Here is a 16,094-nt window from a genome sequence, read left to right on the forward strand (position 1 = left end):
GACCTTGTAGGAGCGGATTCATCCGCGATGGACTGCGAAGCAGTCCCTCATTTTGGGGCCGCTACGCGACCCTTCGCGGATAAATCCGCTCCTACAAGTAAGGAAGTGCCTACTTGAACCTGCGTTCTACGCCTTTCTCCACAAGAATCTTCGCCGCTATCTCTTCCACCGAGAAATGCGTGGAGTTGATGTGGGCAATGTTCTCGCGGCGGAACAGGTTCTCGACTTCGCGCACTTCGAACTCGCACTGGGCGAAGCTGGCATAGCGGCTGTTGGGCTTGCGCTCATGACGAATGGCGGTTAGCCGGTCCGGGTCGATGGTCAGGCCGAACAGCTTGTGCTGGTGGTTTTTCAAGGCCTGCGGCAGTTGCAGGCGCTCCATGTCGTCTTCGGTCAGCGGGTAGTTGGCCGCGCGGATGCCGAATTGCATGGCCATGTACAGACAGGTCGGAGTTTTGCCACAGCGTGAGACACCCACCAGGATCAGGTCGGCCTTGTCGTAGTAGTGGGTACGGGCGCCATCATCGTTGTCCAGGGCAAAGTTGACCGCCTCGATGCGCTCCATGTAGTTGGAGTTGCCACCGATGGAGTGGGATTTACCCACCGAATAGGACGAGTGCGCCGTCAGTTCCTGCTCCAGCGGGGCCAGGAAAGTCGAGAAAATGTCGATCATGAAGCCATTGGAGGTGGCCAGGACCTCGCGGATGTCCTGATTGACGATGGTGTCGAAAATGATCGGGCGGACACCGTCCTTTTCTGCGGCGCTATCGATTTGCTGTACCATGGCCCGCGCTTTTTCCACACTGTCGATGTACGGACGTGTGAATTTATTGAACGAGATTGTATCGAATTGCGCTAGAAGACTCTGTCCCAACGTCTCGGCAGTGATACCGGTGCCGTCGGAAATAAAGAAAGCAGATCGTTTCATTTGCGCCTTGGGCCTTAAGCTGGTGAGAATTCTTGGATATGATAGGTTCGGTTTACCGAACATCGTGTTCGGCATTCTCACTTATTTTCCGGGTCCAGGCCACAAGCGCCCGGCCAAGCCAGAGCTGGCAGGCGGGCGACCTGAGCTTTTCCAACACAGTTAGTGGAGAGATCACCTTGGTAGAGTACGTAGTTTCCCTCGATAAGCTCGGCGTCCATGATGTAGAGCATGTGGGGGGCAAGAACGCATCCCTCGGCGAGATGATCAGTAACCTCGCGGGCGCCGGTGTATCGGTCCCCGGCGGCTTTGCCACTACGGCTCAGGCGTACCGTGATTTTCTCGAGCAGAGTGGGCTGAACGCCCAGATCCACGCTGCGCTCGACGCACTGGATGTCGATGACGTCAATGCCCTGGCCCGTACCGGTGCGCAGATCCGTCAGTGGATCATGGAAGCCGAGTTCCCCGAGCGTCTGAACGCTGAAATTCGCACCGCCTTCGCTGAAATGTCCCAGGGCAACCCGAACATGGCCGTCGCCGTGCGTTCCTCGGCCACCGCCGAAGACCTGCCAGACGCGTCGTTCGCCGGTCAGCAGGAAACCTTCCTGAACATCCGTGGCGTCGAAAACGTCATCCGCGCCGCCAAGGAAGTGTTCGCTTCGCTGTTCAACGACCGCGCCATTTCCTACCGCGTGCACCAGGGCTTCGACCACAAGCTGGTGGCCCTGTCGGCAGGCGTGCAGCGCATGGTGCGTTCGGAAACCGGTACTGCTGGCGTGATGTTCACCCTCGACACCGAATCGGGCTTCCGTGATGTAGTGTTCATCACCGGCGCCTACGGTCTGGGTGAAACCGTCGTACAAGGTGCGGTCAACCCGGATGAATTTTATGTCCACAAAGGCACGCTGGAAGCCGGTCGCCCGGCCATCCTGCGTCGCAATCTGGGCAGCAAGGCCATCAAGATGGTCTACGGCGAAGAAGCCAAGGCCGGTCGTTCGGTCAAGACCGTTGATGTCGACAAAGCCGACCGCACCCGTTTCTGCCTGAGCGACGCCGAAGTCAGCGAGCTGGCCAAACAGGCCATGATCATCGAGAAGCACTACAAGTGCCCGATGGACATCGAGTGGGCCAAAGACGGCGATGACGGCAAGCTGTACATCGTTCAGGCGCGTCCGGAAACCGTGAAGAGCCGTTCCCAGGCCAACGTCATGGAGCGTTACCTGCTCAAGGAAACCGGCACTGTGCTGGTCGAAGGCCGTGCCATTGGCCAGCGCATCGGTGCCGGCAAGGTGCGGATCATCAAAGACGTCTCGGAAATGGACAAGGTCCAGGCTGGCGACGTACTGGTATCGGACATGACCGACCCGGACTGGGAACCGGTAATGAAGCGCGCCAGTGCCATCGTCACCAACCGTGGCGGACGTACCTGTCACGCGGCGATCATTGCCCGTGAACTGGGTATTCCGGCAGTGGTCGGTTGCGGCAACGCCACCCAGTTGCTCAAAGATGGCCAGGGCGTGACCGTTTCCTGCGCTGAAGGCGATACCGGTTTCATCTTCGAAGGCGAGCTGGGCTTCGACGTCCGTCAGAACTCGGTCGATGCCATGCCAGATCTGCCGTTCAAAATCATGATGAACGTCGGCAACCCGGACCGTGCGTTCGATTTTGCCCAGCTGCCCAACGCCGGTGTCGGCCTGGCGCGTCTGGAGTTCATCATCAACCGCATGATCGGCGTGCACCCCAAGGCGCTGCTGAACTACGCCGGCCTGCCTGCCGAGCTGAAAGAAAGCGTCGACAAGCGTATCGCCGGTTACAGCGATCCGGTCGGCTTCTACGTCGAAAAACTGGTCGAGGGCATCAGCACCCTGGCGGCGGCGTTCTGGCCGAAGAAGGTCATCGTGCGCCTGTCGGACTTCAAGTCCAACGAATACGCCAACCTGATCGGCGGCAAGCTCTACGAGCCGGAAGAAGAAAACCCGATGCTGGGCTTCCGTGGCGCCTCGCGTTACATCAGCGAAACCTTCCGTGACTGCTTCGAGCTGGAGTGCCGTGCACTCAAGCGCGTGCGTAACGAAATGGGTCTGACCAACGTCGAGATCATGGTGCCGTTCGTACGCACCCTGGGTGAAGCCAGCCAGGTCGTCGACCTGCTTGCTGAAAACGGCCTGGCCCGCGGCGACAATGGTCTGCGCGTGATCATGATGTGCGAGCTGCCGTCCAACGCCATCCTCGCCGAAGAGTTCCTCGAATACTTCGACGGCTTCTCCATCGGTTCCAACGACCTGACCCAGCTGACCCTGGGCCTGGACCGCGACTCGGGGATCATCGCTCACCTGTTCGACGAGCGTAACCCAGCGGTCAAGAAGCTGCTGGCCAACGCCATCCAGGCTTGTAACAAGGCTGGCAAGTACATCGGCATCTGCGGCCAGGGCCCATCCGACCACCCGGACCTGGCCAAATGGCTGATGGAGCAGGGCATCGAAAGCGTCTCGCTGAACCCGGATTCGGTACTCGAAACCTGGTTCTTCCTGGCTGAAGGCCAGGCTGCGAACTGAGGCGTTGAACCGGAACCTTCACTTGGCCTTTGCTGGCCGGTGAAGGTTCCGACCGTATTCCAGGGCGTGTTCCAGTGATGGTTCCCGCCCTTTTTCGTGCAAGAAACCTATGCAAAGCAGCAGTTCTCTATTTCCCGTGGCCTTGCTCAGTGCCGAACGTCGCGGTGATCTGAGCGAAGACGTCTACCGGATCAAAGCCGGTAACAGCCCGGATCGCACCGTTGAGCTGGCGGTCACCCGTCTCGGTCTGGCTGACCAGGCCGAGGTGCGCGGCGCCCCGGTGATTTTGCTGCACGGCAGCTTTTCCAACCGGCGCTTCTGGTATTCGCCCCGGGGTGTTGGCCTGGGTGCATACCTGGCGCGCGCCGGTTTTGATGTGTGGATTCCGGAAATGCGCGGCCACGGCCTGTCGCCGCGCAACCGCGCTTATCGAAATAACCGTGTTGCCGACTATGCCCGTTACGATTTGCCGGTCATCGCCGCCTTTGTCAGCGAGCAGTGCGGCCGTGCCGCGCACTGGGTCGGCCACTCCCTGGGCGGTACCACGCTGGCCGCTGCGCTCGGCGGTCGGTACCTGACAGCTGAGCAGGTGGCCAGTGCGGCGTTTTTCGGTACTCAGGTCAGTCGCACCTACTGGCCGCTGAAATTACCGCCAGTGGAGTGGGGTGGGCGCCTGTTGCTCAAGCGCTTCGGGCAGATTTCCGGCTCGCGGCTCAAGCGCGGCCCGGAGGACGAGCCGATTGGCCTGGCCCTGGAAAGCATGCGCTGGTTCGGTCTGTTCGGCCGTTTCGGCGACAAGGATCGCGATTGGTGGGCCGGGCTGGCTGAAGTCGATGTGCCGGTGCTGGCGGTAGGCGCGGCTGGCGACCATCAGGACCCGGTGTGGGCCTGTCGCAAGCTGTTTGAGCAATTGGGCGGTGAGCACAAGCAATTCGTTCGCCTGGGGCGCGAAGAGGGCTTCGACAACTTTGGGCACGTCGACATGCTGGTCAGCAAGCCCGCGCAGACGCAGGTATGGCCGCTGGTTGAGCGCTGGCTGCACAACCCCATGGCTGCTTTGCTCAATGATACTGCGCAGCAGGTGACCGGATCGGCGCCGACGTGTAGCCTTGAGCCTAAAGCTTGATCGCTGGGCCTCGTTAACTGATTTGAAACTGTGACATCCCTTTGTCTTGGCAACCGACAGGAGTTTCCCATGCATTATCTCACCCCCGATCTGTGCGACGCCTACCCGGAACTGGTGCAGGTGCTGGAGCCGATGTTCAGCAACTTCGGTGGACGCGATTCCTTCGGTGGTGAGATCGTCACCATCAAGTGCTTCGAGGACAACTCGCTGGTCAAGGAACAGGTTGACCTGGATGGCAAGGGCAAGGTGCTGGTGGTCGACGGTGGCGGTTCGCTGCGTCGCGCCCTGCTCGGTGACATGCTCGCCGAGAAAGCTGCCAAGAACGGCTGGGAAGGCCTGGTGATCTATGGTTGCGTGCGTGACGTCGATGTCCTGGCACAGACCGACGTTGGCGTGCAGGCCCTGGCCAGCCACCCGATGAAGACCGACAAGCGCGGCATCGGTGATCTCAACGTGGTGGTGAACTTTGCCGGGGTGACGTTCCGCCCGGGCGAGTACATTTACGCAGACAACAATGGTGTGATTGTCTCGCCAAGTCCGCTTAAAATGCCGGAATAAGCACTGAAACCGCGAAGTGGAGCAGGAATGTTCGAGGAAGAAAACGCGCAGTGGGGGTTGGTGCATGCCCTGGTGCTCGATGGTAAAGGCGGTGCGCGTTCGATTGCTCGAACTGAACTGGACGACCTGCAGCTGCAACCAGAGCAGAGCCTCTGGCTGCATTGGGATCGCAGCCATCCCCAGACCCGGACCTGGCTGCGCCGCGACAGCGGCCTGAGCGAGTTCGCCTGCGACCTGCTCCTCGAAGAAAATACCCGCCCACGCCTGCTGGCCTTGCCAGAAGAGCAGATGCTGCTGTTTCTGCGCGGGGTCAACCTCAATCCGGGCGCAGAGCCTGAAGACATGGTCTCGGTACGCATTTTCGCCCAGGCACAGCGGGTGATTTCCCTGCGCTTGCGGCCATTGCGCGCCAGTGACGAGCTGTTGCAGCAACTGGCCGAAGGCCGTGGCCCGAAGACTGCCTCCGAACTGTTGCTGAGCATGGCGCAGCTGCTGACCGAGAAGGTTCAGGCGCTGCTCAGTGATCTCTCGGAAGTGGTCGACCTGGAAGAAGAGAAGCTTGAAGCCGACCAGAGGTACGCGCCGGAGCAGGCTTCCTTGCAGCAGATCCGCCGCCGTGCCGCCGGTCTGCGCCGCTTTCTCGCGCCGCAGCGCGAGCTGTACGCGCAATTGGCGCGCAACAAGTGGAGCTGGTTCGCCGAAGACGATGCCGATTACTGGAACGAGCTGAACAACAGCCTGATTCGCTATCTTGAAGAGCTGGAGCTGACCCGTGAGCGGGCGGCGCTGGTGCTGGAAAGCGAAGACCGTCGGCGTGCTGAGCGCATGAACCGGACCATGTACCGCTTTGGCATCATCACCTGTATCTTTTTGCCCATGAGTTTTGTCACCGGGCTGCTGGGCATTAATGTCGGCGGAATTCCGGGATCGGAAAGCCCCTATGGTTTTCTCTTCGCCAGCCTGCTGGTACTGGCGCTGGCGCTGGGGCAGTGGTGGTTGTTCCGCCGGCTGCGCTGGGTGTGATCCGGTGCATTTCGTGAACAATCAGTCATTAACTGTCTGCCCGGTTCATGTGACCCGTGCCGGGGCGACCTCGTCTTTGACAGATATTGCGCGAGGTGCCCATGCACGATCCGTTTGAAGAATCCCTGCGAGACCTGCTCAAGGCATCACCGTCCGGGCGCGAGCGCGACGACGATGCCTGCCTTGGGCGTGTCCTGAAAACCGCCAACCGTCAGGTGGGTGCGGGCGATCTGTTCAGCCTGCTTGGCCGCTGGAGCCAGGCGTTGATGATCGCCGTGAACAATGGTTCGGCGCATGTAGCGCCGGTCCGCCGTAACGCTACCGCTCGTAAAGCTGATAAGGCCGATTGAATATGGAACTTAATCTCTGGACCCAGAGCTTGCTCACCGCGATGACCGCGCTGTGGACCAAAGTGGCGAACTTCATCCCCAATCTGTTTGGCGCCCTGGTTGTGGTGCTGCTCGGTTTTGTCGTGGCCAAGCTGCTCGACACCTTGCTCTCCAAACTGCTGGCCAAACTCGGTCTGGACCGCCTGATGGGCGGCACCGGCCTGACCAAGATGCTGGATCGGGTCGGTATCCAGGTGCCGATCTCGACGTTGATCGGCAAGATCGTCTACTGGTTCGTGTTGCTGATCTTCCTGGTCTCGGCGGCTGAATCCCTTGGTCTTGAGCGCGTTTCGGCAACCCTGGACATGCTCGCGCTGTACCTGCCGAAGGTGTTTGGCGCGGCGCTGGTGCTGCTGGCGGGCGTGCTGCTGGCACAACTGGTCAACGGCCTGGTGCGCGGCGCCGCCGAAGGCATCGGCCTGGAGTACGCCGCCGGCGTCGGTCGTATCGCTCAGGGCCTGGTGATTATCATCAGTATTTCGGTGGCGATCAGCCAGCTCGAGGTCAAAACTGACCTGCTGAACCATGTAATCGTCATCGGTTTGATTACCGTTGGTCTGGCCGTTGCCCTGGCGATGGGCCTGGGCAGCCGTGAAATTGCCGGGCAGATTCTGGCTGGAATCTACGTCCGAGAGCTCTATCAAGTGGGCCAACAGGTGCAGGTTGGAGAGGTCGAAGGGCAGATCGAGGAGATCGGCACGGTCAAGACGACCCTGCTGACCGATGACGGCGAGCTGGTTTCGTTGTCCAACCGGATTCTTCTCGAGCAGCGAGTCAATAGCCGCTAACCGGGTAAATCCTGCTAATGTATGCCGCCGCAAAATTGCCCCAGGCAGGGGTAAGCGGCGACATTGACCTGACTGTCGGCCAGATTCGTTTTGAATAAAGTTCACTCGCTGCCCATGCGTTACGACCCCCGCGAGCTCACTGATGAGGAGTTGGTGGCGCGTTCGCATGAGGAGCTGTTTCATGTTACTCGCGCGTATGAGGAGCTCATGCGGCGCTACCAGCGGACTCTTTTTAACGTGTGTGCACGTTATCTAGGGAACGATCGGGATGCTGATGATGTCTGTCAGGAGGTGATGCTCAAGGTGCTCTATGGTTTGAAGAACTTCGAGGGCAAATCGAAGTTCAAGACCTGGCTCTACAGCATCACCTATAACGAATGCATCACCCAGTACCGCAAGGAGCGGCGCAAGCGTCGACTGATGGATGCCTTGAGTCTTGATCCACTTGAGGAGGCCTCGGAAGAGAAGGCGCCGAAACCTGAAGAGAAGGGTGGGCTGGATAAATGGCTAGTGCATGTTAATCCGATTGACCGTGAAATTCTGGTGCTACGATTTGTCGCAGAGCTGGAATTTCAGGAAATCGCCGATATCATGCATATGGGCCTGAGCGCAACGAAAATGCGGTACAAACGTGCGCTAGACAAGCTACGTGAGAAATTTGCGGGCCTTGCTGAAACTTAGAAGCACGCAAATATCTCTAACGTACCGGCAAGTTCTGCTAGACTTGCCGTCGAGTTGTCCCCCGGATGTTGGTGGGACTGCTTAACTATCACCAGATGGGGATTTAACGGATGAAATTGAAAAACACCTTGGGCTTGGCCATTGGTTCTCTTGTAGCCGTAACTTCGCTCGGCGCTCTGGCACAGGGCCAAGGCGCGGTTGAGATCGAAGGTAACGTTACCAAGCAGTACTACGATAGCGAGCGCAATTTCAAGAACGACGGCACCAACCCTGGTGTTCGCCTCGGTTACTTCCTGACCGACGACCTGTCGCTGGACCTGGGCTACAACGAGACTCACAACGCTCGTGGCGAAGTCTTCAACAAAGACATCAAAGGTTCTAAAGCCAAGCTCGACGCTACCTACCACCTGGGTACCGTAGGCGACGCAGTGCGTCCTTACGTTTCCGCTGGTTTCGCGCACGAGAGCCTGGGCCAGGCCACCAACAACGGTCGTGACCACTCCACCTTCGCCAACCTGGGCGCCGGTGCCAAGTGGTACATCACCGACATGTTCTTCGCCCGTGCTGGCGTTGAAGCCATGTACAACATCGACAACGGCAACACCGAGTGGGGTCCAACCGTCGGTCTGGGTCTGAACTTCGGTGGTAGCGGTGGCAAAGTTGCTGCTGCTCCTGCTCCAGTTGCTGAAGTCTGCTCCGACAGCGACAACGACGGCGTTTGCGACAACGTTGACAAGTGCCCTGACACCCCAGCCAACGTTACCGTTGACGCTGACGGCTGCCCGGCTGTTGCCGAAGTCGTACGTGTTGAGCTGGACGTCAAGTTCGACTTCGACAAGTCGGTCGTCAAGCCAAACAGCTACGGTGATATCAAAAACCTGGCTGACTTCATGAAGCAGTACCCACAGACCACCACCACTGTTGAAGGTCACACTGACTCCGTCGGTCCTGACGCTTACAACCAGAAGCTGTCTGAGCGTCGTGCAAACGCCGTTAAGCAGGTTCTGACCAACCAGTACGGCGTAGAATCGAGCCGTGTTGAGTCGGTAGGCTACGGTGAAACCCGTCCGGTTGCTGACAACGCCACCGACGCTGGTCGCGCTGTTAACCGTCGCGTAGAAGCACAAGTAGAAGCCCAAGCCAAGTAATTGGTAAGCGCTTCACGGAAAAGCCCGGCCTAGGCCGGGCTTTTCTTTGCCTGCGATTCAGGCCGGTATCTGCAGCAGGGTGCTGCCTGATGCTGCTCGGGCTGCCACTTCGCCGATCACCAGTATCGCCGGGCTGCTGAGTTTGAAGCGCGCAGCATCCTCGCATAGCTGAACCAAGGTGCTGCGTTGTTCGCGCTGTTGGGGCAGGGATGCGTTCTCGATCATCGCCACTGGGGTGTCGGCTGCCAGGCCGCCTGCCAACAGTCCTTGGCGGACCTCGTCGAGTTTGCTCACGCCCATGTACACCACAAGGGTGGTGCCACCCTGGGCGAGCGCCTGCCAGTTCAACGGGCTGTCATCCTGGGTGTGCGCGGTGACCAGGGTCACGCCCCGGCTTACGCCGCGCAAGGTCAGGGAAATGCCACATTGGGTAGCTCCGGCAAGGCCGGCGGTAATGCCATTGACCAATTCGGTTTCGATACCTTGAGCCTGCAGCCAGGCAGCTTCTTCACCGCCACGCCCGAAAATGCACGGGTCGCCGCCCTTGAGTCGGGCCACACAACGGCCCTGGCGGGCATAGCGCAGCATCAGACGCTGGATGAAGGCCTGGGGTGTGGAACGGCATCCGCCGCGTTTGCCAACGGCAACCACGCGTGCCTGAGGGCAGTGGGCGAGGATCAGTGGGTTGACCAGGTCGTCGATCAGTACCACTTCGGCTTCAGCCAGGGCACGTACAGCCTTGAGGGTCAGCAGCTCCGGGTCACCGGGACCGGCACCAATCAGCCAGACTTTCGCATTCATCGTGTATTCCTCATCGGCAAAGGACGCCGTCAGCCTTTTAGCAGGCAGATCAGCAGGATCAGGTTGAGTAACAACGACAGCAGCGCCAGGCCGCGCCAGACCTTCAGTGGCTCGCGTTCGAGCAGTGGCCGCGGGCGTATGCCCAGGTGCTGGCGTTCGCCTTGTTCGAGCAGCAACAGCCATTGCTCGGCGGTTTCAAAACGTTGTTGCGGGTCGGCGAGCAATGCCTGGGTCAAGTTGTGCTCCAGCCATTCAGGCAGGTCTGGGCGGTAGCGTGCGGCACTGGTGGGCTGGACAAAGCGTGGGCGCTGGAACGCCTCGATTTCGCCATAGGGGTAGTGACCGGTCAGCAGGTAGAACAGCGTTACGCCGACGCTGTACAAGTCCTGCCGGGCGCTGGGCGGCTCGCCGCCGAACGCTTCCGGGGCAATGAACGACGGGGTGCCGGGGAGCTCGTGGGCACGGTCTTCAGAGAGTCCCGGGCAGAAGGCCAGGCCAAAATCCAGCAGGCGCAGCTGGCCATCGTCACCCAGGTGCAGGTTCTGCGGTTTGATATCGCGATGGAGGATGTTGCGCCGGTGCAGCATGCCCACGGCCTGTAGCAGTTGCTGGGCAAGCGCCTGCCAATCCGCCAGCGGTAAGGGGCCGGTACGGGCGAACAATTGCTCCAGGGTCTGGCCTGGGTATTCACGCATCAGGTAATACAGGTGCTGGCGTTGGCTGGCCGGGTGGACTTCGGGGAAGTAACGCCCGGCAACCCGGCGCAGGAACCACTCTTCGAGCAGCAGGCTTTGTAGTGCGCCAGGTTCATCCTTGCGCTGCTCGGGCAGGGTTTTCAGCAACCAGGCGTGTTGCTGGTTGTCGTGAACCCGGTACAACAGGGACTGTCGACTCTGGCTGAGGGCCTGCTCGACCGTCCAGCCATCGATCGATTGGCCGCTACGCAAGGGGCCTGGCAGCGGCCATTGCTGCAGTTGCGCCAGGGAATCGCCGAGGTTGCTCGCGCCCAACTGATCAATCCGCACCAGCAATGCGCTGGCGTTGTCCTGGCTGCCGCTGTGATGGGCCGAGCTGACCAGCGTGTGCGCCGCGTCCTGCAGGTCGATCTGTTCGCGCAGCACCGCCCTGATTTGCGATTCGCTGAGGCTGGCCCAGACGCCATCGCTGAGCAGGACGAAGCATTCACCAGCGTGCAGGTCGCCTTCGAGGTAGTCGACCTGCAGGTGTTGATCCAGGCCCAGGGCGCGCTTTAGCACATGCTGCATGCCTGGCTGATCCCAGACGTGATCCTCGCTGATACGCTGCAACTGGCCAGCGGCCCAGCGATAGATACGGCAGTCGCCGACATGCGCCAGGGTGAAACGCCGACCGCGCAGCACCAGGGCGCTGAGGGTGGTCAGTAGTGGCTGGCCACCACCATTGGCGCGCAGCCAGCGATTCTGCGCCAGCAACAGGCGGTCGAGCGCCTGGGCCACGCCCCAGGTAGGCGGTGTGGCGTAATAGTCCAGAGCTAGCGCCTGCAGGCTCGCCCGCGCGGCCAGGCCGCCGTCGGCGCACTGGCTGACGCCGTCGGCGAGGGCGAACAGATAGCCTTTGCTGGCAGCCAGTTCCGGATTGGGTGTAACCAGGCGCAAGGCATCCTGGTTCTCTTCTCGAGGCCCGGTGGCGCTGGCTTGCGCAAAGCTCAGTTGCAGGCTCATGGCGCTGCCTCAGACCCGCGCCGCGGTGACGGCGGCCGAGCCCCAGGTGGTGCGCCAGCGTTGTTTCACGCCGTACAGGCCGAACCAGGCCAGCACACCGAGGCTGGCGAACAGCCAAAGCCCCAGTTGATAGTCGCCGCTGTGTTGTTTGATCGCGCCAAGGCCGGCGGCCAGGAGGAAACCACCGATACCCCCGGCCATGCCGATCAAGCCGGTCATCACGCCGATTTCCTGGCGAAAACGCTGCGGTACCAGCTGGAACACTGCGCCATTGCCAGCACCAAGACCGAGCATGGCACTGACGAACAACGCCAGTGCCGCCACCGAACTTGGCAGGTTGAAACCGACCGCGGCAATACAGATGGCTGCCACGGTGTACATCGCCAGCAGGGTACGGATCCCGCCAAAGCGATCGGCCAGGGCGCCACCCAGAGGGCGCATCAGGCTGCCGGCGAACACGCAGGCGGCAGTGTAGTAACCGGCAATGACCGGGCTCAGGCCGTACTGGTCGTTGAAGTAGCCGGGCAGGGCGCTGGCCAGGCCGATGAAGCCGCCAAAGGTGACGCTGTAGAAGAACATGAACCACCAGCTGTCGCGATCACCCAGGGCTTTGAGGTAATCGGCCATGGCCTTGGGCTTGGGGCGTTGCGGGGCATTGCGCGCAAGCAGGGCGAACAGCGCCAGGGTCAGCACCAGCGGCACCACGGCAAAGCCGAAGACATTGTTCCAGCCAAAACTGGCGGCCAGGACCGGCGCCAGCAGCGCGGCGAATACGGTGCCGGAGTTGCCTGCGCCGGCAATACCCATAGCCTTGCCCTGGTGCTGGGCTGGGTACCACTGCGAGGCCAGTGGCAGGGAGACGGCAAAGGAAGCGCCGGCGACGCCGAGGAACACACCCAGCAGCAACGCCTGTTCATAGCTGTGTATGCCCAGGTTCCAGGCGCAGAACAACGCCATGATGACGATCACCTGGCCAATCAGGCCGGCGGTTTTTGGTGACAGGCGGTCTACCAGGATGCCCATCACGAAGCGCAGGATGGCGCCGGCGAGGATCGGTGTGGCAACCATCAGGCCGCGTTGCTGGGTGGTCAATTGCAAGTCTGTGGCAATCTGCACCGCGAGGGGGCCGAGCAGGTACCAGACCATAAAGCTCAGGTCGAAATACAAAAAGGCGGCGAACAGCGTGGGAATATGCCCGGACTTCCAGAAACTCGTATTCATCGAACACCTCGTTGAACGTTGCACTGCAGGTCGCGCCCTCAAGGGGCAGAAACGCAAAAGACGCCGCCTCCCGGCCCGCTGTTGCGAGGGGGATGCGACGTCTTTGTCGTGAAGGGGCAACCGCCGTTGGCTACCTGTGCGAATAGAATTAGCAAAAGCCAGGCCAGGGTGCTGTCAGCCAAGCAAATCACTCATGGCGATGATCTGTTCGGCCACCTGGATCAGCTTCTGCTGCTTGCTCATGGCCTGGCGACGCATCAGGGTGTAGGCCTGTTCTTCGTTGCAGTCCTTCATTTTCATCAGCAGCCCTTTGGCCAGCTCGATGCGCTTGCGTTCGGCCAGCTGCTGGTCGCGGGCTTGCAGCTGGGCCTTGAGCGCCTGGTCGCTTTCGAAGCGGGCCATGGCCACGTCGAGGATTGGCTGCAGCCGCGCCGCATGGATGCCTTCGACGATGTAAGCGCTGACCCCGGCCTGGATCGCCTGGCGCATCACGTTCGGGTCGTGCTCGTCGGTAAACATGACAATTGGCCGTGGCCGGTCGCGACTGACCAGGATCACTTGCTCCATTACATCCCGGCCCGGTGACTCGGTATCGATCAGCACCACATCCGGACGCACCGTTTCGACGCGTGCCGGCAGGTCGATGATCAGCCCTGACGCTTCGATAACTTCGAAGCCGGCTTCAACCAGTGCAGCTTTCAGACGCCCGACTTTCTTTTCGGTGTCGTCGATCAATAGGATCCGCAGCATCATGAGCTCCCCTGATCAGCGACGGGCGAGGGCGGCAGGCGTTTGCGCCAGCGCGTGCAGGGCAAAGCTGCGGGCGTAGCCGGCGGGGTCGCTGCCATCCCAATAGCTGCCATCGATCAACTGGCTGCGGCGCATGTTCTGCTCGGTACAAGGCACACCGATGGCAGTGGCGGCGTCGCGGTACAGCGCCAGTTGCTGCACCTGGCGCGCCACGCCGAGGTAGTCGGGATCTTCGCGCAGCAGGCCCCAGCGGCGGAACTGGGTCATGAACCACATACCGTCGGACAGGTAGGGCAGGTTGGCCCGGCCGTTGTCGTGCAGGCGCAAGGCGTGCGGGTCGTGCCAGTGATTGCCAAGGCCGTCGTGGTAGTCACCGAGCAAACGCGGTTCGATACTGCTCAAGGGCGTGTCCAGGTAGGCCTGGCCGCTCAGCAGCTGGGCGGTGCTGCGACGGTTTTCCGGGCTTTGCTCGATGAAGCGGCCGGCGGCCAGAATCGCTTTGACCAGCGCTCTGGCGGTGTTGGGGTATTGCTCGACGAAGGCGCGGGTACAGCCGAGGACTTTCTCAGGGTGGTCAGGCCAGATCGATTGGCTGGTCGCCAAGGTGATTCCCTGGCCCTGCTCGACGGCGTCGGCCGACCAGGGTTCGCCGACACAGAAACCGTCAATGCGCCCGGCTTGCAGATGAGCAAGCATCTGCGCCGGGGGCACTACAACGCTGTTGACGTCATGCAGTGGGTGGATGCCCTGGCTGGCCAGCCAGTAATACAGCCACATGGCGTGAGTGCCGGTCGGAAAGGTCTGGGCAAAGGTGAGTTTTGTCCTGCTTTGGTGCACGAAGTGCTCCAGCGCCTCGGGACGGGTCACGCGCTGACGTTGCAGTGCCGCCGACAGATTGATGCCTTGGCCATTCTGGTTGAGCCCCATCAGCACCGCCATGTCGGTGGCTCCGGTGCCGCCAATGCCCAGGTGCACGGCATAAATCAGCCCATACAGGCTATGGGCGGCGTCCAGCTCGCCGCTGACCAGCTTGTCGCGCAGGCCGGCCCAGGAACTCTGGCGCTTGAGGTTCAGGCTCAGGCCGTAGGGCTGGGCAAAGCCCTGGGTCGCGGCAACCACTACCGAGGCGCAGTCGCTCAGGGCCATGAAGCCGATGTCCAGGCTGCGCTTTTCCGGCGCATCGCTGCCGTTGACCCAGGCCAGTGGAGTCGTGGGGGTATCGTTGTTCACAATAGTGCGCCTGTATCGAAGGTCAGGCCGTGCCGCTTGCGTGGCCGGTATCAAGCGTCAACAAAGCAACGCATATGCCAAGGCGGCGCTGTCCCCCGGACGGCGCCACCTATATAATCGCCCCCTCACTCACGCCGAGCTAAGCCCGCCCATGTATACCCTGGCCCGCCAGTTGCTGTTCAAGCTCTCCCCGGAGACCTCCCATGACCTGTCCCTGGACCTGATCGGCGCCGGTGGCCGCCTGGGCCTGAACGGGCTGCTGACCAAGGCCCCGGCCTCCTTGCCGGTGACGGTCATGGGCCTGGAGTTCGCCAACCCGGTGGGGCTGGCGGCAGGTCTGGACAAGAACGGTGCAGCCATCGATGGTTTTGCCCAGCTGGGTTTCGGTTTTGTCGAGATCGGCACGGTCACGCCGCGTCCGCAGCCGGGCAACCCCAAGCCGCGCCTGTTCCGCTTGCCACAGGCCGAGGCGATCATCAACCGCATGGGCTTCAACAACCTGGGTGTCGATAACTTGCTGAACCGCGTGCAGGCGGCGAAATATCGCGGCGTACTGGGCATCAATATCGGCAAGAACTTCGATACCCCGGTCGAGCGCGCAGTGGACGACTACCTGATCTGTCTGGACAAGGTCTACGACCACGCCAGCTACATCACCGTCAACGTCAGTTCGCCCAACACCCCGGGCCTGCGTAGCCTGCAGTTCGGCGACTCGCTCAAGCAGTTGCTCGATGCCCTGGCCGAGCGCCGCGGGCAACTGGCTGCGCAGTACGGCAAGCACGTACCGTTGGCGATCAAGATCGCTCCGGACATGAGCGATGAAGAAACCGCTCTGGTGGCTGCGGCGCTGGTCGAGTCAGGCATGGATGCGGTGATTGCCACCAACACCACGCTGGGCCGTGAAGGTGTCGAGGGCTTGCCTCATGGCGACGAGGCCGGTGGCCTGTCGGGCGCGCCGGTACTGGAAAAGAGCACGCATATCGTCAAGGTGCTGTCGGGTGAGCTGGGTGGCAAGTTGCCAATCATCGCAGCCGGGGGCATCACCGAGGGCAAGCATGCGGCACAGAAGATCGCCGCGGGTGCCAGCCTGGTGCAGATCTATTCGGGGTTCATCTACAAGGGGCCTGCGCTGATCCGCGAAGCGGTGGACGCCATTGCTGCCATGCCGCGCTGAAACGCAGGCATAAAAAAGGGCCCCT

Annotated in this window: 15 protein-coding genes; 9 read left to right on the forward strand and 6 right to left on the reverse strand. The window is 61.2% G+C overall.

What is annotated here, in order from left to right:
- Positions 1-109 precede the first annotated feature (109 nt).
- Positions 110-928 (reverse strand): posphoenolpyruvate synthetase regulatory kinase/phosphorylase PpsR, encoded by an 819-nt coding sequence (gene ppsR / locus ACVI9W_RS20290; protein WP_461530971.1) that lies wholly within the window; start codon positions 926-928, stop codon positions 110-112.
- A gap of 176 nt (positions 929-1,104) precedes the next feature.
- Here ppsR and ppsA point away from each other — a divergent pair, with 176 nt between their 5' ends.
- From ppsA to ACVI9W_RS20330, 8 genes are all read left to right on the forward strand, one after another.
- The gene (gene ppsA, locus ACVI9W_RS20295) at positions 1,105-3,480 is read left to right on the forward strand and encodes a phosphoenolpyruvate synthase (RefSeq protein ID WP_461530972.1); all 2,376 of its coding nucleotides are present in this window, start codon (positions 1,105-1,107) and stop codon (positions 3,478-3,480) included.
- 109 nt (positions 3,481-3,589) lie between these two features.
- Positions 3,590-4,606, forward strand: a complete 1,017-nt coding sequence (locus tag ACVI9W_RS20300) for an alpha/beta fold hydrolase (RefSeq protein ID WP_461530973.1) — start codon at positions 3,590-3,592, stop codon at positions 4,604-4,606.
- 69 nt (positions 4,607-4,675) lie between these two features.
- Positions 4,676-5,164, forward strand: a complete 489-nt coding sequence (gene rraA / locus ACVI9W_RS20305) for a ribonuclease E activity regulator RraA (RefSeq protein ID WP_038608795.1) — start codon at positions 4,676-4,678, stop codon at positions 5,162-5,164.
- Between the two features lie 27 nt (positions 5,165-5,191).
- Positions 5,192-6,187 (forward strand): zinc transporter ZntB, encoded by a 996-nt coding sequence (locus ACVI9W_RS20310; protein ID WP_038608796.1) that lies wholly within the window; start codon positions 5,192-5,194, stop codon positions 6,185-6,187.
- Positions 6,188-6,282: 95 nt separating this feature from the next.
- A complete protein-coding gene (locus ACVI9W_RS20315) occupies positions 6,283-6,537 on the forward strand; it encodes a CrfX protein (RefSeq protein WP_371261983.1) in 255 nt (84 codons plus the stop codon).
- Positions 6,538-6,539: 2 nt separating this feature from the next.
- On the forward strand, positions 6,540-7,364 hold the full coding sequence (locus tag ACVI9W_RS20320; RefSeq protein ID WP_128326090.1) for a mechanosensitive ion channel family protein: 825 nt from the start codon (positions 6,540-6,542) through the stop codon (positions 7,362-7,364).
- A 114-nt stretch (positions 7,365-7,478) separates the two neighbouring features.
- The gene (gene sigX / locus ACVI9W_RS20325) at positions 7,479-8,045 is read left to right on the forward strand and encodes an RNA polymerase sigma factor SigX (RefSeq protein WP_036990388.1); all 567 of its coding nucleotides are present in this window, start codon (positions 7,479-7,481) and stop codon (positions 8,043-8,045) included.
- 110 nt (positions 8,046-8,155) lie between these two features.
- Positions 8,156-9,193, forward strand: a complete 1,038-nt coding sequence (locus tag ACVI9W_RS20330) for an OmpA family protein (protein ID WP_038608805.1) — start codon at positions 8,156-8,158, stop codon at positions 9,191-9,193.
- 57 nt (positions 9,194-9,250) lie between these two features.
- On the opposite strand, the gene cobA is transcribed toward ACVI9W_RS20330, so the two are convergent.
- The 5 genes from cobA to ACVI9W_RS20355 all read right to left on the reverse strand — a co-directional run bounded on the left by cobA (position 9,251) and on the right by ACVI9W_RS20355 (position 14,895).
- Positions 9,251-9,994: a uroporphyrinogen-III C-methyltransferase gene (cobA, locus tag ACVI9W_RS20335; RefSeq protein ID WP_461530974.1), complete on the reverse strand. Its 744-nt coding sequence runs from the start codon at positions 9,992-9,994 to the stop codon at positions 9,251-9,253.
- Between the two features lie 29 nt (positions 9,995-10,023).
- Positions 10,024-11,694: a protein kinase domain-containing protein gene (locus ACVI9W_RS20340; protein WP_461530975.1), complete on the reverse strand. Its 1,671-nt coding sequence runs from the start codon at positions 11,692-11,694 to the stop codon at positions 10,024-10,026.
- Between the two features lie 9 nt (positions 11,695-11,703).
- Complete coding sequence (locus ACVI9W_RS20345) at positions 11,704-12,915, reverse strand: nitrate/nitrite transporter (protein ID WP_461530976.1); 1,212 nt, start codon at positions 12,913-12,915, stop codon at positions 11,704-11,706.
- A 174-nt stretch (positions 12,916-13,089) separates the two neighbouring features.
- Positions 13,090-13,665, reverse strand: coding sequence for an ANTAR domain-containing response regulator (locus tag ACVI9W_RS20350; protein ID WP_461530977.1), 576 nt, complete (start codon positions 13,663-13,665; stop codon positions 13,090-13,092).
- Between the two features lie 15 nt (positions 13,666-13,680).
- The gene (locus ACVI9W_RS20355) at positions 13,681-14,895 is read right to left on the reverse strand and encodes a CmpA/NrtA family ABC transporter substrate-binding protein (RefSeq protein ID WP_461530978.1); all 1,215 of its coding nucleotides are present in this window, start codon (positions 14,893-14,895) and stop codon (positions 13,681-13,683) included.
- 151 nt (positions 14,896-15,046) lie between these two features.
- Between ACVI9W_RS20355 and ACVI9W_RS20360 the strand changes: the two genes are divergently transcribed.
- On the forward strand, positions 15,047-16,069 hold the full coding sequence (locus tag ACVI9W_RS20360; protein ID WP_461530979.1) for a quinone-dependent dihydroorotate dehydrogenase: 1,023 nt from the start codon (positions 15,047-15,049) through the stop codon (positions 16,067-16,069).
- The last annotated feature ends 25 nt before the right edge of the window (positions 16,070-16,094 follow it).

This window comes from Pseudomonas sp. 210_17 TE3656 (assembly GCF_054821965.1).